This window comes from Noviherbaspirillum aridicola (assembly GCF_019656455.1).
Classification (GTDB): Bacteria; Pseudomonadota; Gammaproteobacteria; order Burkholderiales; family Burkholderiaceae_D; genus Noviherbaspirillum; species Noviherbaspirillum aridicola.
In genome coordinates, this window is the sequence record NZ_BPMK01000007.1 from 180,060 (window position 1) to 201,973 (window position 21,914).

At 63.3% G+C, this 21,914-nt stretch carries 16 protein-coding genes; 10 read left to right on the top strand and 6 right to left on the bottom strand.

Translation table 11 applies throughout. The features are described 5' to 3' along the window. The first annotated feature begins 310 nt into the window (after positions 1-310). Positions 311-949 (top strand): SEN1982 family lipoprotein, encoded by a 639-nt coding sequence (locus NCCP691_RS09545; protein ID WP_220808033.1) that lies wholly within the window; start codon positions 311-313, stop codon positions 947-949. Positions 950-982: 33 nt separating this feature from the next. On the opposite strand, the gene NCCP691_RS09550 is transcribed toward NCCP691_RS09545, so the two are convergent. Next, positions 983-2,014, bottom strand: coding sequence for a GGDEF domain-containing protein (locus tag NCCP691_RS09550; RefSeq protein WP_220808034.1), 1,032 nt, complete (start codon positions 2,012-2,014; stop codon positions 983-985). Positions 2,015-2,363: 349 nt separating this feature from the next. Between NCCP691_RS09550 and NCCP691_RS09555 the strand changes: the two genes are divergently transcribed. After that, a complete protein-coding gene (locus tag NCCP691_RS09555) occupies positions 2,364-2,996 on the top strand; it encodes an ANTAR domain-containing response regulator (protein ID WP_220808035.1) in 633 nt (210 codons plus the stop codon). Positions 2,997-3,016: 20 nt separating this feature from the next. Here NCCP691_RS09555 and NCCP691_RS09560 read toward each other — a convergent pair whose 3' ends face one another. Beyond that, positions 3,017-4,747, bottom strand: a complete 1,731-nt coding sequence (locus NCCP691_RS09560; RefSeq protein ID WP_238482388.1) for a PHA/PHB synthase family protein — start codon at positions 4,745-4,747, stop codon at positions 3,017-3,019. A 280-nt stretch (positions 4,748-5,027) separates the two neighbouring features. On the opposite strand from NCCP691_RS09560, the gene NCCP691_RS09565 reads away from it, so the two are divergent. Then, positions 5,028-7,145 (top strand): putative bifunctional diguanylate cyclase/phosphodiesterase, encoded by a 2,118-nt coding sequence (locus tag NCCP691_RS09565; RefSeq protein ID WP_220808037.1) that lies wholly within the window; start codon positions 5,028-5,030, stop codon positions 7,143-7,145. Here the strand turns inward: NCCP691_RS09565 and NCCP691_RS09570 are convergent. After that, positions 7,104-8,744, bottom strand: coding sequence for a methyl-accepting chemotaxis protein (locus NCCP691_RS09570; RefSeq protein ID WP_220808038.1), 1,641 nt, complete (start codon positions 8,742-8,744; stop codon positions 7,104-7,106). The genes NCCP691_RS09565 and NCCP691_RS09570 overlap by 42 nt on opposite strands. 216 nt (positions 8,745-8,960) lie before the next feature. On the opposite strand from NCCP691_RS09570, the gene NCCP691_RS09575 reads away from it, so the two are divergent. Together NCCP691_RS09575 and NCCP691_RS09580 are read left to right on the top strand one after the other, a co-directional pair. Continuing rightward, complete coding sequence (locus NCCP691_RS09575) at positions 8,961-10,127, top strand: pyridoxal phosphate-dependent aminotransferase (protein WP_220808039.1); 1,167 nt, start codon at positions 8,961-8,963, stop codon at positions 10,125-10,127. Between the two features lie 143 nt (positions 10,128-10,270). After that, positions 10,271-12,523 carry an ATP-binding protein gene (locus NCCP691_RS09580; protein ID WP_220808040.1) on the top strand — a complete coding sequence of 751 codons (2,253 nt, stop codon included), beginning with the start codon at positions 10,271-10,273 and terminating at the stop codon, positions 12,521-12,523. Positions 12,524-12,543: 20 nt separating this feature from the next. Here NCCP691_RS09580 and NCCP691_RS09585 read toward each other — a convergent pair whose 3' ends face one another. Next, positions 12,544-13,179 (bottom strand): carbonic anhydrase, encoded by a 636-nt coding sequence (locus NCCP691_RS09585; protein ID WP_220808041.1) that lies wholly within the window; start codon positions 13,177-13,179, stop codon positions 12,544-12,546. A gap of 324 nt (positions 13,180-13,503) precedes the next feature. On the opposite strand from NCCP691_RS09585, the gene NCCP691_RS09590 reads away from it, so the two are divergent. Beyond that, entirely contained in the window at positions 13,504-14,841 is a 1,338-nt protein-coding gene (locus NCCP691_RS09590) for an SIR2 family protein (RefSeq protein ID WP_220808042.1), read from the top strand. 67 nt (positions 14,842-14,908) lie between these two features. On the opposite strand, the gene NCCP691_RS09595 is transcribed toward NCCP691_RS09590, so the two are convergent. Both NCCP691_RS09595 and NCCP691_RS09600 read right to left on the bottom strand, forming a co-directional pair. Continuing rightward, on the bottom strand, positions 14,909-15,442 hold the full coding sequence (locus NCCP691_RS09595; protein WP_220808043.1) for a gamma carbonic anhydrase family protein: 534 nt from the start codon (positions 15,440-15,442) through the stop codon (positions 14,909-14,911). Between the two features lie 368 nt (positions 15,443-15,810). Continuing rightward, entirely contained in the window at positions 15,811-16,353 is a 543-nt protein-coding gene (locus NCCP691_RS09600) for a GNAT family N-acetyltransferase (RefSeq protein ID WP_220808044.1), read from the bottom strand. A 649-nt stretch (positions 16,354-17,002) separates the two neighbouring features. Between NCCP691_RS09600 and NCCP691_RS09605 the strand changes: the two genes are divergently transcribed. Genes NCCP691_RS09605 through cap4 form a run of 4 tightly spaced genes read left to right on the top strand, consistent with a single transcriptional unit; the run spans position 17,003 to position 21,594 of the window. Next, entirely contained in the window at positions 17,003-18,007 is a 1,005-nt protein-coding gene (locus NCCP691_RS09605; protein WP_220808045.1) for an SMODS domain-containing nucleotidyltransferase, read from the top strand. Between the two features lie 29 nt (positions 18,008-18,036). Then, on the top strand, positions 18,037-19,740 hold the full coding sequence (locus tag NCCP691_RS09610; RefSeq protein WP_220808046.1) for a ThiF family adenylyltransferase: 1,704 nt from the start codon (positions 18,037-18,039) through the stop codon (positions 19,738-19,740). Then, a complete protein-coding gene (locus NCCP691_RS21605) occupies positions 19,715-20,182 on the top strand; it encodes a Mov34/MPN/PAD-1 family protein (RefSeq protein WP_220808047.1) in 468 nt (155 codons plus the stop codon). The genes NCCP691_RS09610 and NCCP691_RS21605 overlap by 26 nt, the downstream gene beginning before the upstream one ends. Beyond that, the gene (gene cap4 / locus NCCP691_RS09620; RefSeq protein ID WP_220808048.1) at positions 20,179-21,594 is read left to right on the top strand and encodes a CD-NTase-associated endodeoxyribonuclease Cap4; all 1,416 of its coding nucleotides are present in this window, start codon (positions 20,179-20,181) and stop codon (positions 21,592-21,594) included. The genes NCCP691_RS21605 and cap4 overlap by 4 nt, the downstream gene beginning before the upstream one ends. The last annotated feature ends 320 nt before the right edge of the window (positions 21,595-21,914 follow it).

Below are 21,914 nucleotides of genomic sequence, written 5' to 3' on the forward strand. Positions count from 1 at the left end.
GGGAGAAGGTCAGGCTGCCGGGCCGCGGATAGCGGATGCCGTTCCGTTGGCGGAATGGCATGTCAGGAAGTGTAGTGGGAATGCGGGGCGGGGGCAAACTTCCCCTCGGGCCGCATGGGGAAAGTCAAGCGAGGGCAGACGGGCTGTTCAGCGGCCGCCAGCAATTACTGGTAACAAATCGTCGCGTCAATGTTGAAAAAATATTAATAAAATGATTGCCCCGTCGCGAGCCAGTGTGGCCATGTCCGCAGGGGCAGCTCCGGGCAGAAAGCTCTCGCAACTCTCCGATCCCTTTGAAGAAGGAAGCACAATGAAAGAAACGACTTCTCTGTCTCTCGCTCTCGTACTTCTCCTGAGCGGCTGTTCCGATCCAAAAGCAGCCAGCGAAAGCAACTTCAAGAAGGCGGCGCAGGCCTACCTCGATTCCGTCTACCCGAAGTGCTACGTGACGCAGACTTTCCCTTACACCACCACTTACCACACCGGCAGAAAGGACACCGGTGACCTCCTGCATGCTCTGGTCAAGGCCGGCCTGCTGGCCGAGAAGGAACTGTCGCGGCAGAAGACCGACGGCTGGATGACCGCAAAAGGAGACGACTTCATCGTGAAATCCACTTTCGAGCTGACGGAAGAAGGCCGCAAGCATTACAAGTCTGATGGGGGGAAGCCGATGGGGTACGACGCTGGCGGCTATTGCGCCGGCAAAGCCGAGGTCGACGAGATCGTCCGCTACACCGAACCCTCGGACGCACTCGGCACCCGGATTTCCCGCGTCAACTACACCTACAGGGTGAAGGACTTGCCCAAGTGGGCGCTGACACCCGAGCTGGTCGCGGTGGTCCCCGCACTGAAGCAGGATGTCGAGTCCAAGGAAAAGCCCGTCAAGGTGACCGAGGGCTTCGTGCTGACCAACGAAGGCTGGATCCATCAAAGCCTGTTCAAGGATTAGTCGCAGGCCGCCGCCGGGGCGAAGTGCAGGACCTCAGAAGAACTCGACCGTGTCGTTCGACACTTCCGAGCGCAGTTCGCCGCGCTGCACCAGTTCGTCATAGAAGCAGACCTGGTTGCGGCCATTGGCCTTGGCGTAATACAGCGCCTGGTCGGCATGGCCGAGGATGACCACCGGCGATTCAGTCGAGATGCTGGCGAAGCCGACGCTGACCGATACCTTGCCGACCTGGGGAAAATCATGCTGCTCGACGTTGCGGCGGAAACGGTCGAAGATCTTGCGCGCGTCCTCGAGGGTGGTCGAGCGCAGCAGCACCACGAATTCCTCGCCGCCGAAGCGGAACACCCGGTCCTGCGCGCGGAATGAGGAGCGCAGCAGGTTGGCGACCAGGATCAGCACTTCGTCGCCGTAGAGGTGGCCGAACTGGTCGTTGACGCGCTTGAAATGGTCGATGTCGCACACCGCCAGCCAGTGGCCGACCGTGCCGCTCTGCTGGCAGCGGCGTTCGGGGCGGTCCTGCTGATTGTCCGGCTGGGCCGCGGCGAGCATGCGCGAGAACTTCTCGTCGAAGGTCTTGCGGTTGAGCAGGCCGGTCAGCGAGTCGCGCTCGCTGTAGTCGAGGATGTTCTGGAAATTGCGGTAGACGGCAAGGATGCCCTCGATCATGTGGCGGGTCTCGACCGGATAGGGCCGGTCCGCGATCACCTGCAGGCAAGTGCTGACCTTGTCGTTGAGCCAGATCGGCAGCCACAGCGTATGGCGGCCGGTCGCGTCGACTTCCTCCGCGCTGGTGGCGCGCTGGCGCATGCATTCCAGCAGGACCGGATAGTCGGCGGCGGATTCTCCGGCCTGTTCACCGGCGGATTCGCCCGCGCTCACCACTTTCCCGTCGCGGATCCAGGCGCGCGGACGCATGAAAAGCTCGTTGCGGAAACGGAAAAGTTCGTGCACGCGCACCTGTTCGGCGCCGACCAGTTCATGCAGGGCGGACGCCACCGAACTGTCCAGCAGCGCGTGATCGCGCTGGCAGGTGATGTCCACCATGTGCTTGAGCAGGGCTTCCATGGTCAGGCAGCCCCGCAAGCGGATACGACTGCCCGGTTCAAGCGCGAAGATGCATGAAATGGAATCGGCATGAGGAGCAAGAGGTCGTGTCCGTGTTACGCGCCCGAAGCCTGGCGATGGCAGCCGTGTCAGGTCGTTCCCCCTGGGGGAACGTGAATTTCCGTGACGCAACAGACAGGCTGTCCGTATTCTATCCCGAATCCTGCGCCGTGTTGCATCTCCCGCCTGTTCGTCAAGCCTTCTGTAGCATGTTGATGCAAAAGGAATTCGCGGCGGACCGGCGACGACAGGCGGGAGCGCGCTTCCGCTAGAATCGTGGCTTCGATTGCCCGCCTCTCCGGAGACCTACATGCCCGCAGCAAGTGCCGCCAAGCGCCGCCTTTTACTGGTCGACGACGACCCCATGCTGCTGACCCTGCTATCCACCATGCTCCGGCACGCCGGCTACGACACGGTGCAGGCGACCTCGGCCGAGGAGGCGATGCCGATCGCGCGGCAGGAAGACCCCGACCTCGCGCTGCTCGATATCAATCTGCCCGGCATGTCGGGACTGGAGCTGGCGGAGCGGCTGACGGCGGAAACGGCCGTGCCCTTCATGTTCCTGTCGGTGCTCGACGCCGCCGATACCGTCAGGAAGGCGGCCGCCCACGGCGCGGTCGGTTATCTGGTCAAGCCGATCGAAGCCGCCCAGGTGACACCGGCGGTGGAGGCGGCGCTGGCCCGCGCCGACGACATCAAGCGCTTGCGGCGCAGCGAAGTCAACCTGACCGCGGCCCTGGCCGCCGGACGCGAAACCAGCATGGCGGTGGGCGTGCTGATGGCGCGCTTTTCGACCGACCGCGACGCCGCCTTCGAAGTGCTGCGCGAGCGCGCCCGCGCCCAGCGCCGCAAGATCAATGAAGTCGCCACGCAGGTGCTGGAAGCCGAAGAGATACTGGCCAGCTTCCACCAGGCCTTCCGCGACCACGGCCGCGGCGGCTGAGCGGCGCGCCCTCCGCGCCCTCAGCGCTCCAGCACGTAGGTCCCCGGCGCCGGACCGAGCGGCGGATAGCCCTGCCCGGCCGCGCCCATCGGCGGCGGCGCCACCGGCTCGCCGGAGTGGCGGCGCAGCCAGTCGGCCCACTCCGGCCACCATGACCCCTCCTGCGCCTGCTGGACCTGGTACCAGGTTTCCGGGTCCATGTAGTGACTGCCCGCGCGGCGATGCCCGATGCGGTAGTGCCGGCCGGGGTGGCCGGGTTCGCTGATGATGCCGGCATTATGGCCGCCGCTGGTCAGCAGGAAGCTGACCTCGCCCGGCAGCTGCATGTTGATCTTGTAGGCGGAGCGCCAGGGGGCGACATGATCGGACTCCGTCCCGACGGCGAACACCGGGGTACGGATGTCGCCGAGCGCGATCGGCAGGCCGGCGATGCGATAGCGGCCCGCCGCCAGGTCGTTGTCCAGGAACAGCCGGTGCAGGTACTCGCTGTGCATCCGGTACGGCATGCGGGTCGCATCCAGGTTCCAGGCCATCAGGTCGGTCATCTTCTGGCGTCGTCCCAGCAGGTACTGCTGCACCATCAGCGACCAGATCAGGTCGTTGGAGCGCAGCAGCTGGAAGGCGCCCGCCATCTGCCGGTTGTCGAGGTAGCCGTCGTTCCACATGCTGTCCTCGAGCAGGTTGAGCTGGCTCTCGTCGATGAACAGGCTCAGCTCGCCCGGCTCGGTGAAGTCGGTCTGCGCGGCCAGCAGCGTCATCGTGCGCAGGCGGTCGTCGCCGCGGCGCGCCAGCCAGGCCGCCGCCATGGCCAGCAGCGTGCCGCCGAGGCAGTAGCCGACCGCGTTCACCCGCTGCCCCGGCACGATGGCGCGGATCGCATCGAGCGCGGCCAGCACGCCCAGCCGCAGGTAATCGTCCATCGACAGGTCGCGGTCGCGCTCGACCGGGTTGTGCCAGGAGATCATGAACACCGTGTGCCCGCGCTCGACCAGGTAGCGCACCAGCGAATTGTGCGGCGACAGGTCGAGGATGTAGTACTTCATGATCCAGGCCGGCACGAACAGCACCGGTTCCGGATGCACCTGCGGCGTGGCCGGCGCGTACTGTATGAGTTCGATCAGCCGGTTGCGCCAGACCACCCTGCCCGGCGTGACGGCCACCTGTTCTCCCGGGCGGAAGGCTTCGGTTCCGGCCGCCGGCCTGCCCGCCATCATCCGCTCGATGTCGTCGATGCAGTTGGCGGCTCCGCGCACCAGGTTCCAGCCGCCCTCGCGCACCGTGGCGTCGAGTATTTCCGGATTGGTGGCGATGAAGTTGACCGGCGACGCCATGTCCAGCAGCTGCCGCGCGACGAACTCCACCACCTGCTCATGGTGGGCGGACACCCCGCCGATGCCGGTGGTGACGTTGTGCCACCATTGCTGGTTCAGCAGAAAGCCCTGGTAGATCAGGTTGTACGGCCAGCGCTGCCAGGCCTCGCCGCGGAAGCGCCGGTCCTGGGGCAGGGGTTCGATGCACGGCTCCGGCTTGCCTCCCGCCATCAGCTTGCCGCCGTACAGCGCCAGGCGCGCGCTCTTGCGCACGGCCTTTTCCGCCAGCCGCTGCCATTTCCCCGGCGACGCCGCCAGGTGCAGCGCCCAGTCGGTCCAGGCCAGCGCGAGACTGGCCGGCGACAGGCCGCCGGTGAACCGGCCGAGCGCGGCGTGGATCAGCCGGTCCGACGGCAGCGGGGATTCCACGTCGGATGGCATAAAGCGTGAAGGCGGCGACTTGGTGTCGGCCGCCGCCGGCTGCAGGTCGCGTTCCGGTCGGTTCATGTTCGGGTCCTCAATCTGGGCTGATCTTCGCGCTGATCCGGCCCAGTCTTGGCGATGGCGCGGGAAATTTGATTGATCTCGCGCAAAGTTGCAGAAAGAGGGCCGTGTTTGCGGCGGATCGATTCCCAGAAACCCGGGACACCGTGCGCTGTCACACCCTTGCCCTCCGAAGAATGCACACCCGATGACATCGTTGTCTCCCCAGTCAGAACACTTGCATCGGCCCCGTGCGGAGCATGACGACCGCACCGGCCTGCTTCTCGCCGTCCTGCACAGCATGGCGGCGGCTGTGCTGGCCGTCGATGCCGGGGAACAGCCGCTGCTGGTCAATCCCGCGGCGCGCGCGCTGCTCGGCCTGGCGCCGGACGGCAGCGAGGACTCGCTCGCGGTCGCGGCACTGCGCCTGTTCCGCGCCGATCGCGGCGCCGCGCTGCCGGAGGATCAATCGCCGGTTCATCGCGCGCTTGGCGGCGAGTCGGTGTCGGCGCTGCAGGCCTGGCTGCCGGCGGCGGAGAAGGCGGTCAGCATCGATGCCACGCCCCTGATCGATCCCGCCGGCGCGGCGATCGGCGCGGTCATCCTGCTGCGCGAAGCCGCCGCCCAGGCGGACCAGGATGATCTGCGCATGCTGATCGAAGGCGCCACCGACTACGCCATCATGATGATCGACCCCGAGGGCCGGATCGCGAGCTGGAACCCGGGCGCGGAGCGCATCACCGGCCACCGCGCGGAAGACGCCATCGGCCATCACGCCGACATGCTCTTCACCGAGGAAGACCGGGGCATGGGCGAGCCGCAGCGCGAGCTGGAGACGGCACGCGCGACCGGCCGCGCCGAGAACAACCGCTGGCATGTACGCCCCGACGGCTCGCGCTTCTGGGCCTCGGGCGGGGTGACGCCGCTGTGGCATGCCGACGGCAGGCTGCGCGGCTACGTCAAGATCCTGCGCGACCGCACCGATGAACGCCTGGCCGAGGAACAGACCCGGTTTCTCGCCAATCACGATGGCCTCACCGGCCTGCCGAACCGGGTCAGCTTCAGCAACCGGCTGCACGCGAGCATGGTGTCGTCGCAGCGCACCGGCGTGCCGTTCGCGCTGCTGCTGCTGGATCTCGACCGCTTCAAATATGTCAACGATACCTTCGGCCACCACGCGGGCGACCTGCTGCTCAAGGAAGTCGCGCTGCGCATCGTGTCCTCGATCCGGGAAACCGATTTCGTGGCCCGCCTCGGCGGGGACGAATTCGTCGTGATCCAGGCCGACGCCTCCCAGCCGCTGGCCGCCGAGACGCTGGCGCGCAAGCTCGTGCTCGAGCTGGGCAGGCCGTTCCAGCTCGACGGCCAGGAGGTGCAGAGCGGGACCAGCATCGGCGTCTGCTTCTATCCCGGCGATGCCCGCAGCTCGGTGGAGCTGCTCAAGCGCGCCGACCTGGCGCTGTACCGCGCCAAGCACGCGGGCCGCCACACCTACCAGTTCTACAACGCCATCCTGCAGGACGAGCAGGGCTGGAAGCGCGACCGCGAAGCCGCGCTGCGCGCCGCGCTCAAGAACAGCCAGTTCGAGCTCTACTACCAGCCCCAGGTGGACCTCGCGAAATGGAAGATCGCCAGCGTCGAGGCGCTGCTGCGCTGGAACGCGACGGACATGGAAACCGTGCTGCCGTCCGACTTCCTGTCCATCATCGAACAGACCGGCATGATCGTGGAGATCGGCGAATGGGCATTGCGGGAGGCGGCGCGCCAGGTCCGCCGCCTGCACGCGCACGGCCTGCACGACCTGCGGCTGTCGGTCAACTGCTCGGCGCGGCAGTTCAGCGACCCGCGCTTCGTGGCCATGATCCCGGCCATCCTCGACGACGCGGGCATTGCGGCATCATGCCTCGAGCTGGAAGTGCCGGAGGCCATGCTGGCGCGGCAGCCGGCGATCAAGCCGCAGCTCGCCGCGCTGCGCGAGCGCGGCATCCGGCTCACGATCGACAATTTCGGCACCGGGGCCACCGCGCTGCGCGACTTCCAGGATTTCGCCATCGACGCCCTGAAGATCGACAAGGCCTTCGTCGAACACCTGCCCCACCGCCGCGAGGACGCCGCGATCACCTCCGCCATCATCAACCTCGCCCACAATCTCGGCATCCGGGCCGTGGCGGGCGGCGTGGAAACCGCGGAGCAGCTCGCCTATCTCAAGGCACGCGACTGCGACGGCGCGCAGGGCTTCATCTTCAGTCCGCCGGTGCCGGGCGCCCGGCTCGAGCAGCTCGTGCTCACCGGCCACTGGTCGCGCATCAATCCGCTATCGGAGCCGGGGGACGGCGGGCTGGACAAGCTGCACTGAACGGGACGCCGCCGCGCCGGACATGGCCGGGGCCGACCCGGCACGGGCGCCGGCGAGCCTGAAGGCGCCGACCGCGGCAGCAAGCCGGGCGGCCTGCTCGCGCATCGCTTCCGACGCCGCTGCCGCCTGCTCGACCAGCGCGGCATTCTGCTGCGTGACCTGATCCATCTGCGCGATCGCCTGGCTCACATGCTCGATGCCGGTGGCCTGTTCCTGGCTGGCGGCGCTGATCTCGGCCATGATGTCGGTCACCCGCGCGATGCTCGTGACCACTTCCTGCATGGTCTTGCCGGCCTGCGCCACCAACTGCGAACCCTGATCCACCTGCTGCACCGAGTCATTGATGAGCGCCTTGATTTCCCTGGCGGCGGAGGCGGCGCGCTGCGCCAGGTTGCGCACTTCGCCGGCGACGACCGCGAAGCCGCGGCCCTGTTCGCCGGCGCGCGCGGCTTCCACCGAAGCATTCAGGGCCAGGATATTGGTCTGGAAGGCGATGCCGTCGATGACGCCGATGATGTCCACGATCTTGCGCGAGGAAGCATCGATCGCGGCCATGGTGCCCACCACCTGGGACACGACCTCGCCGCCGGTGCCGGCCACGTCGGCCGCGGTGCGTGCAAGCTGGTTGGCCTGGCGCGCGTTGTCCGCGTTCTGGCGCACGGTCGACGTAAGCTCTTCCATGGACGACGCGGTTTCTTCCAGCGCGCTCGCCTGTTCCTCGGTACGCGAAGACAGGTCGAGGTTGCCGCGCGCGATTTCGTCCGACGCGGTGGAGATCGATTCGGTGGCGGCGCGCACCTCGGTGACGATGCGGGTGAGGCTCTGCTGCATTGCGCCCATGGCATGCATCAGGCTGGCTCGGTCCCGTCCGTCCAGTACGATCTCGCGGGTCAGGTCGCCCTCGGCGATGCGGCACGCGATGCCGGCCGCCTGCGCCGGTTCGCCGCCGAGTTCGCTCCGAATGCTGCGGGTGATGAAGACCGCGGCGGCGACGGCGAGCGCCACCGCCAGCGCGCCGAGCAGCGCGATCTGCCATTGCGCGTCGCGCCCCATTTCCGCCATGCGGCCGCGCATGGCCACGATGCGTTCAGCCTGCCAGTCACTGAGCTTGCGGATCTGCGCGGTGTATTCGCGCAGCGCCGGCTCCAGCCTTTCCTGCACCAGGCGCCGGGCGGCTGCCTCGTCCACCGCTTTTTCCTTGAACACCGCGTCGCGGGCGTCGATGTATTGCTTGCGCGTGTCGGCGATGCGCGCCAGCTGCTGCTGCTCCTGTTCGTCGCGCGGGAACGCGTCGAGCTTTTTCTGCAGGCCGGAAATATGGGCGCTGGTCTCCTTGATCGCCGCCTGGAACTGTTCCCTGCGCACGGCGTCTTCGGTTTCGGCGACGAAGATCGTACGCACGCCGTTGAGGCCGGTGCTGGCGGCCCACTCCGAAATCAGGCGCTCCTTGGCCATCGTCACATCCGTCATTTCTTCCATTGCAGCAATGTTCGACTGCAGCCGCCAGGAAGCGATGCCGACGACAATTAGCAGCAACACGACGATGAATCCAAACCCGGCGCCAAGGCGAGCCCCGACCGTTTTTCCCGAAAGCTTCACAAATTCTCCTCCGCATGAAGGGCATGAGATCGCTGCCCTGTTCAAATGTTCCTGAAAGAAACTATTCCAGTTGCGCGAATATGGTTATTCGAGGCCGAGGATAGGCGACGCTTCGGTAAAAAAACATTGATCCAGAGCAATTTAAGCCGCCTCATGCCCGATATCGTGCTTGTTCGAGACCAACATCCCCTGTTGCCCAAAATATAAGAGACCAGAATGAAAATATCCCAGCGCATCGCCGCATCCCGTCCGCTCGCCACCACGGCCATGCACGGCCGGGTGGAAGCCATGAAGCTCGAGGGCAGGGAAGTCATCGACTTTTCCATCGCCATCTCCCACTTCCCCGCCCCGGAGCCGGTGCTGCGCGCGGTGCGCGAAGGACTGTCGTCGCAGCGCAGCCTGCCTTACACCGCGGTGGTCGGCGCCGCCGGGCTGCGCGACAGCCTGCTGCGCAAGTTGCGCGAAGAAAACCGGTTGAGCGCGCGGCGCGATGAAGTCATCGTCACCAACGGCGCCAAGCAGGCGCTGTACGAAGCCTTGTATGTGATGACCGACCCGGGCGACAGCGTCATCGTGTTCCGCCCGCACTGGCCGGCCTATGTGGCGACCGCCGAACTGCTCGGGCTGCGCCCGCTGCTGGTGGACCTGCCGGCGCGCATCACGCCGGCATTCCTGGACAGCCTGCCGCCGGCCAGGGTCCTGATCATCAACAATCCGCACAACCCCACCGGCAAGGTCTACGGCCGTGATGAACTGGAAGCCATCGCGGCCTGGCTGGCACGCAGGCAGTGCCACGCCATCGTCGACGAGAGTTATGAAAAGCTCATTTTCAGCGGACGCCATCACAGCCTGGCGGCGCTGTGCGACTGGCGCGCGCTCGGCATCGTCACGATCTTCTCCGCGTCCCAGAGCTACGCGATGATGGGCTGGCGAGCCGGCTTCGCGCTGGCCCCGGCGGCCGTCGTGGACGCCATGCAGACCCTGCAGGGACCGATCACCGCCGCCGCGCCGGCGCTCACGCAGCTCGCGACTCAGGCCGCGTTCGCCTGCGGCGATCCCTCCGACATGCTCGCCGACTACCGGACGCGGCGCGACCTCGTGGTGGACATGTTCGCGCCGGTGCCTTGGATCGACATGCCGTCGCCGGATTCCGGCCCCTATCTCTGGGGCGACGTATCGCGGCTGACCATGGACACCGTCGGCTTTGCCGAAGCCTTGCTGGAGAGGCAGGCGGTCGCCGTCATGCCGGGCGACGCGCTCGGCGTTCCCGGTTTCATCCGCATCGGATTCATCTCCGACGACGTCGCCACACTCCGGCGCGGCGCCGAGGCTATCATTCGATTCGGGAACGAATTTGCCGGCAGGCAGCCGAAGCAGGGTTAGTTTCAACCGAAGCGATGCAAATGCTTCAACATTCGGTTGCCGCTGCTGCGCTCGCAACGTCTCCCTTGACGACAGAATCGCCGGCCTGAGCCGCCGGCGATTCCCATGCCGGCGCCCGCGCGGCGCCGGACGAAAGCGGATCGATGGCAGGAAGTCTTTTCAAATTCAACAGCCTCCGCAGCCGCCTGATGCTGCTGGTGGCGCTGGCGATCACGCCGACGGCGGCCATGACGATCTGGAACGGTTGGGAAGATCGCGGGCAGGCGCTCAGGGTGGCGGAGGAGAACCTGCAGCGGCTGACGCGGCTGGCCGCCGCCAACGAGGCGCAGTCGCTGACCGGCACGCGGCAGATTCTGCGCGACCTCGCCAGCATTCCCGACCTGGTCTCGGACCCAGGGAAATGCAACGACATCCTCGGCGACATCCTCGCCAAGAACGCCAACTACACCAACTTCGGCGTGATCCAGCTGGATGGCACGGTCAGCTGCAGCGCGGTTCCCTCGGTGCGACCGGTCAATCTCGGCGACCGCGCGCATTTCAAGCGCGCCATCAGCGAGCGCCGCTTCATCGCCAGCAGCTACGTGTTCGGCCGCGTGATCCAGAAGCACACCATCAACCTCACCTATCCGGTCATCGACCGCAACAACGAGATCACCGGCGTGGTATTCGCGGCGATGGACCTGACCGAGCTGGACCGCTTCGTCGCCGACATCGACCTGCCGTCCGGTTCGATCCTGATCACCGCCGACGGCGAAGGCCAGATCATTTCGCGGCGCCCCGAGCCGGAGCAGTGGTTCGGCAAGAAGGTCGCCGACGAGCTGTGGCAGGCCATGCGCGACGGCGAGCGCGCGCCGATGCACCTCGAGGGACCGGACGGCGTGCGCCGGCTGCACAGTTTCGCCCGCGTGGGCGGCCCCGACATCTCCGAATACACGCTGACGATCGGCATTCCCAGCAGTGAAATCGTGGCCTCCGCGCGCCGGGTGCAGATCATGTCGCTGATCGGACTGGCCGTCACGGTGCTGCTGGCGATGGCGGCGGCCTGGTTCGTCGGCGACATCCTGATCGTGCGCCGCGTGCGGCGGCTGGTGGACACCGCCGACCGCATCGGCGCCGGCGCGCTCGACTCCCGCACCGGCCTGCACTACGGCCGCGAGGAAATCAGCCACCTGGCGCGCGCCCTCGATCACATGGCCGATGCGCTGCAGCGCAAGGAAGCCGAACATCACCGCGCGGAACAGGAACTGCGCACCGCCGACAAGCGCAAGGATGAATTCCTCGCGATGCTGGCCCACGAGCTGCGCAATCCGCTGGCGCCGATCAGCGCCGGCGCGCAGCTGCTCAGGCTCGGCCATTTCAGTCCAGAGCAGGTAGCGCAGACCTCCGACATCATCGCCCGCCAGGTGGACCACATGACCAGCCTGGTCGACGACCTGCTCGACGTCTCGCGCGTCACGCGCGGCCTGGTGACCCTGTCGGTCGAAGTGCTGGACATGAAGGAAATCGTCGCCGACGCGGTCGAGCAAGCCACCCCGCTGATCAAGTCGCGCCGTCACCGGCTGGAACTGAAGCTGCCGCAGCACGTGGTATGCGTCAAGGGCGACCGCAAGCGCCTGGTCCAGGTGGTCGTCAACCTGCTCAACAACGCCGCCAAGTACACGCCGGACGCCGGCTACATCGTGCTGGCGCTGGAAGCGGGCGACGACACGCTGCGGCTCACCGTCAGCGACGACGGCATCGGCATGAAGCCCGAACTCGTTGCCCAGGTGTTCGAACTGTTCGCCCAGGCGGAACGCACTTCCGACCGCTCGCAGGGCGGACTCGGGCTCGGCCTGGCGCTGGTCAAGAGCCTGGTCGAGCTGCATGGCGGCAGCGTGCATGCGGAAAGTCCGGGACCGGGCGCGGGCAGTCGCTTCGCCGTCTGCCTGCCGCGGCTGTCGGGCGTGCTCGCGCTGTCCGGCGCCCGCCAGCAGTCCCCGATGCCGGCGGCGGTCGTCCCGCTGCGCATCATGGCGGTCGACGACAATGCCGACGCGGTGCGCACGCTGGAGCTGTATCTGAAGGCGGCCGGGCATGAAGTGATGGTGGCATCCGATGCGCGGGCGGCATTGCAGCAGGCGCGCGCCTTCCGGCCGCAGGTCTGCATACTCGACATCGGCCTGCCTGACATCGACGGCAACGCGCTCGCGCGCCGGCTGCGCGCGATGCCCGAAACCGCCGGCGCGCTGCTGATCGCGCTGACGGGCTACGGCCAGCCGCAGGACAGGGAAAAATCGCTGGAGGCGGGCTTCGACGAGTATTTCGTCAAGCCGATGGACACCGCGCGCCTGAACATGCTGCTGGCGCAGGCCGCGCGGAAAGGGCTCAGGCAGGAAGGCGCGCCGCAGGACGTCTGAGTCCCGCGGCGCCGGGCCGCTCAGGCCGTCGGCGGAACGCCGTCGAAGAAATCGACCTCGCCGGTCTCCAGCGAATACTCGGCGCCGACGATCATCAGGCTGCCGCGCGCGATCCGCTCCTCCAGGATCTCCGAGCCGTGGCGCAGGTGATCGGCCGAGATCCGCACGTTGGCGCGGATCGCCTGGCACATCAGCGCATCATGGTCATGCCGCAAGTCCGTCGCCAGCAGCGGTTCCACCGCCGGGCTGACCCGGGCGACGATGGAATGCATGTGTTCGGAACGGCTCGCCGGCGGACGCGGGCTGGTCAGATGCTGCAGCGTGGCCGACACCGCGCCGCAGCGGGAATGGCCGAGCACCACCACCAGCGGCGTGCCGAACTGCTCGGCCGCGAACTCCACGCTGGCGATCTGGGAAGGGGCCACGATATTGCCGGCGATGCGGATCACGAACAGCGCACCCAGGCCCTGGTCGAACACCAGTTCCGCCGGCACCCGCGAATCCGAACAGCCGAGGATGATCGCGAACGGCGCCTGGCCGTCCACCAGTTCATTGCGCAGGGTCTGGCTGCGCTGCGTATGGTCGCGACCGTTGCCCGAAACGAAACGGTGGTTGCCTTCGCGCAGGCGTTTGAGCGCATCGAGTGCGGAGATCATGGGTTCCTTTCTGGTGATTGGGCTCGGACGGCCGCGCATGTTACTACAAGATCCGCGCCGGATATCTGTCCTTCAATTTCACCTGGTGTTCCGCCGGGCAGGCGGGAATTCCGGCCGGGCCTGCGCCGGTAAACAGCCACCCCGCCGATCGAACTTGCTGCGAAAAATCGCGCCTACTCTCCAGGATGGGCGAGGCCCGCGCCGAACGCCGGGAAGGCGACGCGAGCATGATGCCATTTCCGTAAATGGGGCGGCAAGTGATTGCCCAGGCATCAACATGGTCGGCATCCCGCGTCCGCGGCAACTTCAGGCAATTCCAGTTCGATGAATATCTCACTCAGCGCAAGCAGCCAGGACCGCCGGATTGCCGCCGCCATCGCCGCCCGTCTCGAAGCGGAAGGACATCGCATCCATGTCGACGGACAGCCGGTCAAGCCGGCGGAAGGCGCGGGCGGGGAGGGCGCGGCGGACCCGCCCGGCGGCACGGACGGCCGCGCCGAGGTTCTTCTCGTCCTGATCAGCGCCCATGCCCTGCGCTCGCACCGCCTGGTTCAGCAGTTTTCCGCGCTCGCGCTGCGCGAAGTCTCGGGCAGCCGGCACCGCATCGTATTGCTGCGCGCGGATGACAGCCCCGTGCCCAGCCATCTTTCCCAGTTCACACAGATCGACCTGGCAAACGGCCTCGACGCCGGCATCGACACCCTGTTGCGCACGCTCGACGCACCCGAGCGCGAAGCCGGCGCCCGCCACCGGAACGCGCAGCGCGACGAAGTGCTGGCGGCCCATCTCGGCAAGCTCAGAGCGGCCCTGCGCGCCGGCCGCCTCAGCCTCGTCTGCGGCGCGGGCGTATCGGTCGATGCCGGCATCCCGGAATGGAACCTGCTGCTGCTGAACCTGCTCGAGTCGATGATCGAGCTGCTCTCGCGCGACCACGCGCTCAACCTCGACCGCGAGGCGGCCGAGTATCTGAACCGCCGGCACGGCGCCTCCTCGCTGATCCTCGGCCGCTACCTGAAGAACAACCTGGGAAAGGATTACGCACGCAAGGTCAGGGATACCCTCTATTCCAACGAGCCCTCCGGGTGTGGACTGATCGACGCTATCGTCGACATTGCCCGCCCCGAGCGCGACGGCAAGCCCCTCGATTCCATCATCACCTTCAATTTCGACGCGCTGCTGGAAGAAAACCTGAGCCGGGCCAACATCCGCAACCGCGCCATCTATTCCGAGGCGGTGCGCCACGATCCGAACGAATTGCCGGTCTACCACGTGCACGGCTATCTGCCACGCAGCGGCAGGATTCCCGAAGGTGTCGAAATCGTCTTCAGCGAAGACGCCTATCACAACCAGTTCATCGATCCCTTCAGCTGGTCCAACCTGATGCAGCTGAACAAGCTCACGCAGAACACCTGCCTGTTCGTCGGCGTCAGCCTCACCGACCCCAACCTGCGCCGCCTGCTCGACGTCGCCTGGCGCAAGAACCCGGACAAGACCATCGGTCACTATGCGATCAAGAAGCTGCCGCGCTCCCAGGGCGCCGGCAGCGCCTTCGACGACCTCGCCCGCCTGCTGGAGGAGCAGGATGCCAACACGCTCGGGGTGAATGTGATCTGGGTCGAGGACTATCCCGAGATACCCGGCATCATTCGCGCGATCCGGTGAGCGCCGGACACGGTATCGACCCGGGCGTCGCGCCATCCGGATGCGCTTGCTGCAGGCTGCTCAGCCCTCAGCCCTCAGCCAGGTACCGGTTCTTCAGCCGCACATAGTGCTCCGCCGAATAGCCCAGGAATTCCAGTTCTGCCGCGGTCAACGCGCGCACCTTGCGTGCCGGCCTGCCAACATACAGATGACCGCCGTCGAGCTGCGCACCCGGCGGCACCAGGCTGCCCGCCCCGACCATCACCCGGCTGCCGACCACCGCGTCATCCATCACGATCGATCCCATGCCGATCAGGCATTCGTCGCCGATCGTGCAGCCGTGCAGGATCGCCGAGTGGCCGATGGTCACGCGTTCGCCGATCAGCAGCGGAGAGCCCTCGGGCTTGCCCGGGTTCTTGTGCGACACGTGGCACATCACCAGGTCCTGCACATTGCTGCCGCGGCCGATCACGATCCGGTTGACGTCGCCGCGCACCACGGCATTGCACCAGACCGAGACATCATCGCCGAGCAGCACATCGCCCAGCACCTGGGCCGATGCATGCATGAAAACCCGTTCGCCGCGCCGCGGCTTGGCATGGAAGTGGTCGGTATCGGTCATGATTGTCTTGAATGGATGCAGGCCCGGGTCGAGGATTACGCGGAGATTCCCGGGCACATCCGGGGGATACGCTGAGGCGACGGGGGCCGTCCGTACTGGTGCAGCTCTTCAACAGAAGTGCTTCGCGGAGTGCTTCGCGGCTCACGGGAGAGTCACTTCGTGCCCCGCTGTGGCGGGGCCAGCCTACTACTTGGCTGTTGGTTTTGTTCGGGATTTGAGGAGCGTAAACACCCCGCTATTACAGCCAGATTAGCAAAACCGAAACAAATGCACCCGAAAGTGCTTCCCGCTACTGCAGGCGCGCCTTTGCTCCAGTTCATACCCCCGCATGAGACTGCCGAACGAAGCCGCTAGGGAACCTGCCGCCGTTATTCCTTAGGTGGCCGCCAACCGCGTGGGACCTGCCTTACGGGAGCTGCTCCATCCATATGTGGAAACGGGCGGTCATAATCCACGACGAAAGTCGCCGAAATTGTTTTTTTCAAGCAGACGGCCATCGGCGGTATGACGGCAAAAACCCTGGTATTTCTAAGCTCTTCGGGTACATCTGTCGGCACGATTCGTTCGTATCCACGGGCGGTAAAAAAGTCGATTGCTTCGTTGGTGACCACGTAGGCCGCGCGAATGCCTTCTCTTCGTGCCCGCTCTTCCACCAACCCGAGCATTTGTTTCGCCCAGCCTTGGCCTCGCACGGACGGCTCGACTGCAAGCGTTTTCACGAGTGCCGAGTCACCATAACGCTCCATTCCTACGCAGGCGAGCATTGTCTTGCCGTCCGAGCCTTTTCTGGCAACGAGGAAGTCCTTGAAGTTCTTGGAAGTGACGTCTGAGGAAGGCATGTTGCATGATGCAAGCATTACTTGAAGCGGGCGAACCTCGTCTGGTTCGAGAGGGCGGAAATCGTAGGTCATTTGGTGCGTCCTGCTATGCGAGCGTTTCAAAATATTTCTTTATCGCAAGAATAGCAAACCTCGGTGCCTGACAGCTCTCCCGAATTTATGGGAGACGATTCCTTTCCAAGTCGTTGTCATTTGGCTTTAGCTTCTTGCGGGCCGTCCGTCGCTTGGCGATGTCCGTGAGCGGATTCCTTCGCTCCGGTAGCTCGGGCTGTGGAAGGAGCAACTGTAGGCCGAGGAGTCGACCCGCCGCGCGAACAGCCGCTACGAAGGTTGCGATAGACCCTGAACCGTCCGCTTCTAATCGCTTGTACGTTCGTAAGGGTATTCCTGCCAACTCTGACATCTCTGACTGCGTCAGCTGCCGGCGCAGGCGTTCAGCTCTGAGTCGCCTACCAATTTCTTGGCATACCTCTTCATCCGACATCGAGGCCAATTCCTGCAGGGGAGCGGTTGAATTCAAGCTAATTTTCCTTCTCTTTATCGCCTGGGAGGCATTAAAGTGCCAAATTTGGAACGTGCAGTCAAGAAATTTCTATTGCGCTGTGGATAAACTGTGGATAGAATCCAGTCGCCGTCCGGAAGAAACTGTTGGTAACGACGGTCAGTCGTGGCAAAGCCGCTCTCGCCGCAGTGGAAGACCTCAAATAAGGAAATTGCACGCATGGCAACAAAACAGCAGTTCTTAGATTTTTTGTACGAGATAGAGCCGAGCACTTCGACTGTGTCTGCGTGCTCCAGCGCGCACACGAATCTGCGAGACAAGCTTTCAGCCCATGAGACTTTCAAAGAGGTTCATGTCAGTACTTTCTTGTCGGGCTCGTACGTTCGTAAGACTGCTATCCGGCCGCAAACGCGGGACGGCGAACTCCGCCGTCCGGACGTAGACATCATCGTCATTACCTCCCACACCACGGCGGACTCCCCCGAGACAGTAATTGACCAGCTGTACAACGCTCTGTCCGATGGCGGCTACAAGAATCTCCGCAAGAACCGGCGGTCCGTTTCTGTTCTGCTCGCCACTGTGGATATGGACGTCGTTCCAATCATCGAAGCACCTGATGGGGAGGCCCACCTTATCCCGGACAAGGAACTGAACGAGTGGTTGCGAACGAATCCGCGCGGCCATACCCAGTGGGCTACAGACGTCAACAAAGAGGCCGGTGAGCGGTTCAAGCCGATGGTAAAGCTTCTCAAATGGTGGCGCCGGGAACACCTAGCTGACCTCAAACGCCCAAAGGGATTCATCCTCGAAGCGCTCGTTGCAAAGCATATGAGCTATTCCGAGACTAGTTATGAAGAGCTCTTCGCAAAATTACTGCGCACGATAAAGTCAGAGTACGCCCTTACGGTTGCGCTGCATCAGGTGCCTTATATCGAAGACCCGGCAGTTGCGGGCAACAACGTGTTTTCGAACGTAGAGCCTGAGGAGTTCAAGCAGTTCTACGACATGATATGCAAGCATGTCGGACTGATTGCAGACGCGCAAGCTGAAACGGACGGTGCCAAACAATTGGCCAAGTGGCGGGAGATTTTCGGCACCTTCTTCCCTGCAGCCGGAACGGCGGCAAAGGCGGCAAACGAGAATTTGCTACGACCTGCTGCAGCTGCAGGCTTGTCTTTCCCGGCAAAGCCCATTATTCCAAACAAGCCGCAGGGGTTCGCATAGTGCGTGTACTTGTCGAGAGAGCCGGTCGCTTGGCTGGTGAACACGAGGCGATTGCTCGGCTAGCAGCCGATGCGCAGTGGCTGTCCGGATTCAGATGGGGAATTACGGACGAGCTCGATGTCTGCGTTAACGTCGACATCGCCGTGGGCGACAGAACCTACGAGGTCCGCTTGATATACCCGGACTTGTTTCCTGATACTCCGGCCATAGTGCAACCGCGAGGAAAGGAGCGCTTGAGCAGTCATCAGTACGGATATGGTGGAGCTTTGTGCCTGGAGTGGGGGCCCGACAATTGGACCCCCGATGTTACCGGTGCAATGCTCCTTGAAAGTGCCTACAAGCTTCTGTCAATGGAGTCCGAAGCCTCAAGTGAGCAAAGTGAAGTGCTCAGCCGGCACCGGCTCACCGAGGGGCAGCGCTTGCGCCAGCGCAGCTGCCGGCTAGTGCTCACCGAAGAATTCATGGCGACACTAGCTGCACTCGGCGCACAAGGAACTGTCGAGCTCGCGACACGTACGCTTTTTGCAGAAGGCTCGGCCGTTGCAATTGCGAGTCCGGCGAAGACGCAGGAAAATCAGTCGACCCTCGTCTCGTGTTTCGAGATGGTGGACCTGAATAGTTGGCCACGTCCTGGACTGGCCATAGTAGACGAGCGTCTTACGGAAATTCCGACCGTGCTAGAGTTCGCTGACTTAAAGTCGCTGCTTGCAACGCTGGATTTGTGGCCGTGGAGTGAAGAGGAGGAGCAATCGGCACGCCTGCTCGTGCTTTCGGCACCGGGAGAAAAGCCTCGAGTATTTGCAATCGGACAAAGCGGTTTGTCAGAGTATGAGGCGATTGAATTTCCACAGTCAGGAGTCCCACGTGCACCGGCCTCGCATATCGGGCTGTCCGAGAAATCCGTTGCGATAGTCGGACTAGGGTCTGTTGGAAGCAAGGTGGCGGTGTCACTTGCGCGCGCCGGAGTTGGTCGGTTTGTACTCGTCGACGAAGATATTTTGGCTCCTCACAATCTCGTGCGACATGCAGCAGATTGGCGCGAGGTTGGACTGCATAAAGCGACGGCGGCTTCCAAGGCAATCAAGCTCATATCTCCCTTAGCCAATGTCTATATCAGTCGATTGCGGCTCGCGGGTCAAGAGAACGCCCATCTGACAAGTACAGTCTTGGAGAAGATTGGTGCTTGCGACCTCGTTGTCGATGCGACGGCATCGCCTAATGTGCTTGCCTTACTTAGCGCCGTGTGTTCCCGCCGTCAAACGTCGTTGGTTTGGGGAGAGCTCTTCGCGGGCGGGTACGGTGGGATGATGGCACGTAGCCGACCGGGCTACGAAGCCGATGGCCTGATGATTCGTAATGGTATAAACCAGTACTTTGAACAGCTTCCACCGCCGCCTGAAGTAGTCGCCTCTAGCTACGATGCGGTTGCAGATAATCGCGTCCTTATAGCCTCCGACGCTGATGTCTCACAGCTCGCGGCTGCAATGGGCCAGTTTTCGCTAGACACGCTCGGCGACGCTTCAGCCACAGCGTATCCGTACTCAGCGTACCTAATGGGTTTTCGCGCCGGTTGGATTTTCACGGCGCCGTTCCATACCATTCCTTTAGAGGTGGCAGTCGCCAAACCTGAAGACAAAGCGCAACCATCCTTGGACGCTAATGACCCTCGGATAAAGGAAATAATGCGGGGAATCGCCGAGGATATCAATGCTGACGATAAGCCTTCCGTCTGATGTAGTCAGGCGGCTAACGCAGGCACTTCATGCTTCGGGGGAGCGCGAGTGCGGTGGCGTATTGATGGCGGAACATTGCGGGCACAATCAGTTTGTCGTCCGTCAGGTAACCATCCAACGTGCGGGCTCAATTATCAGTTTCCTGCGAGAGGTTGCGGACGCTGTGAGGCATTTACGCGAATTTTTCAGCACAACTAACGAAAACTACGTTCGTTTCAACTACCTCGGAGAATGGCATTCGCATCCTCTGTTTCTCCCCGAGCCCAGTACCCTGGACCACGCTTCAATGCGCCAGATAGTACAAGACCCAAAGGTTGGAGCAAACTTTGTTGTCCTTCTTGTACTTAAGCTAGATTCGGCAGGCAAGCTGGTAGGCTCTGCACATACGTACCTACCGGACGGGGCCGTTTATCGTTCCAACCTTCTCATCGAAAGAACATGAGCAGTTTATTGTTAGGTAAGGAAGCAACCGGCGGTGAAACCGCGCGGGACGGGTTCGGATACCAAGATTTCTTCATCTTGGTAAAACTACCGGAGTGGCTTGCGCAGGACGCCTTTTCAGGCGTCGTTAGCGAGACCGTCGGCGATATCGAAGTCTGCTATTTCACGCCGGACGGGGAGCGACGTGTTTTCTTCGAAGCGAAGAACTACGTGCTTTCGCCGAAGCCGTTTTGGGAAGAGATGGTGAGGTTTCAGAAGGTATTCAACGTAACCGGCGACTTGTACACCCGCTTTGGTTTCGTTGCCCCGGAAATGCCTTCGACGCTTTCGCCGATGTTTGCAAAGCTAAGCCGAATTCGTGGAGTCGGCAGTTCATTTGAGGAGCAGGCAAAGCCGCTCATAGACGCGAAGCGGGATTTCGTCCAGTGGGTTGTTGACCAGGCTGGCCAACCGGCAGACTTGGCAGAGTTTGTCCTAGAGTACGTTGACTTCATTCAGTTTGACGATAGCGCGGCTGATAGTCGGTTCGTGGGTGAGCTCACGGCGCACCTTCCATGCCTTGAAGAGCTGCCAGGTACGCGTCACAAAGAACTCCGCTCAAAATGGAAGGAGCTTGTTCAGCATTCGGGGAAGCGGAAAATAACGCGGCGGGACTTAGAGGCGGCCGTGTTGGACGTGCTGCCGGCCGCGGAATGTGCGAGCTGGCTCGAGTTTCCGTCGCAGGTACGTCTTCAAAAGGGTGTAGCGGGCGAAGCTCGTCCGAACCCATATGAACTCGTCCTAGACCTGCGTCCATTTCTTGGCGAAGACCGAGGCATGCGTACAAAAGAGGAGTGGCGGGCGCTCGTCTCAACGGCAGATGCAATGGCTGACTTCATGCACACGTCACGCGTTCGCCGGCGGGTCGAAATCGACGCCGAGCTTCGTATGTCGGCTGCGGTAGTGTTAGGAGTGGTATTCAAGGCAACAAAAGGGCATCTTTTGGAGCTGACGCACCGAGAGGCCAAATTCCATCTGCAGAGTCCAGAGCGGGATGAAGGCGCGTTCTTCACACGGGAGATAATTCCAGGTCAAGGCTCCGAGGCCGTCGTGGTTATACAGATTGGTCATGTTGCCCGCGGGGATATGCATCGCGCCTTCGGCGATTTCGCGCTCGAGAAAATGCCGCGATTGTATTTGGAGACTTCAGCAGCTATTCCTAGTATCAGTGCGTTAAATGGTGCCGTTCATGACGCTAAGGCGGCCCTTGTTGATTTCCGCTCGACGTACGGGCTGACCCATATCCACATGTTTCTGAAAGGACCGTCGTTCTTCGCCATCGCGATTGGCCACCGGCTGAACGCGTTGGGCGAAGTTCAGTTGTACGACTGGGTCGCTAACTCGTATCATCCGACTGCAAGGTTCGTCGTCTAGGAGCGTCAGACCAGAAAAAGGGCTTGCAGCCTTGACCTTCCTAGCGTGGGAAGGTGTAAAGTTCGCCCTTAGTAGCTTAAATGGAGTAGCTTTCTAGTCCGTTCGAGTACGGTGAGCTAAACTGTTACCAAATTGCTTGCGCGCGACATGCGTATATTCTTCACATCAATCTTTCGGCTCGTTGCCAGCGTCCTGCTAATGACGGTACTGACGTCAGGAATCGCCATGGCTGCGTACGTATGCCCGGATGTGGCCGCACCGCCGATGCCCGAAATGATGGAAGGAATGCCCTGTGCTGGAATGGACGTGGAAAAGCCAGT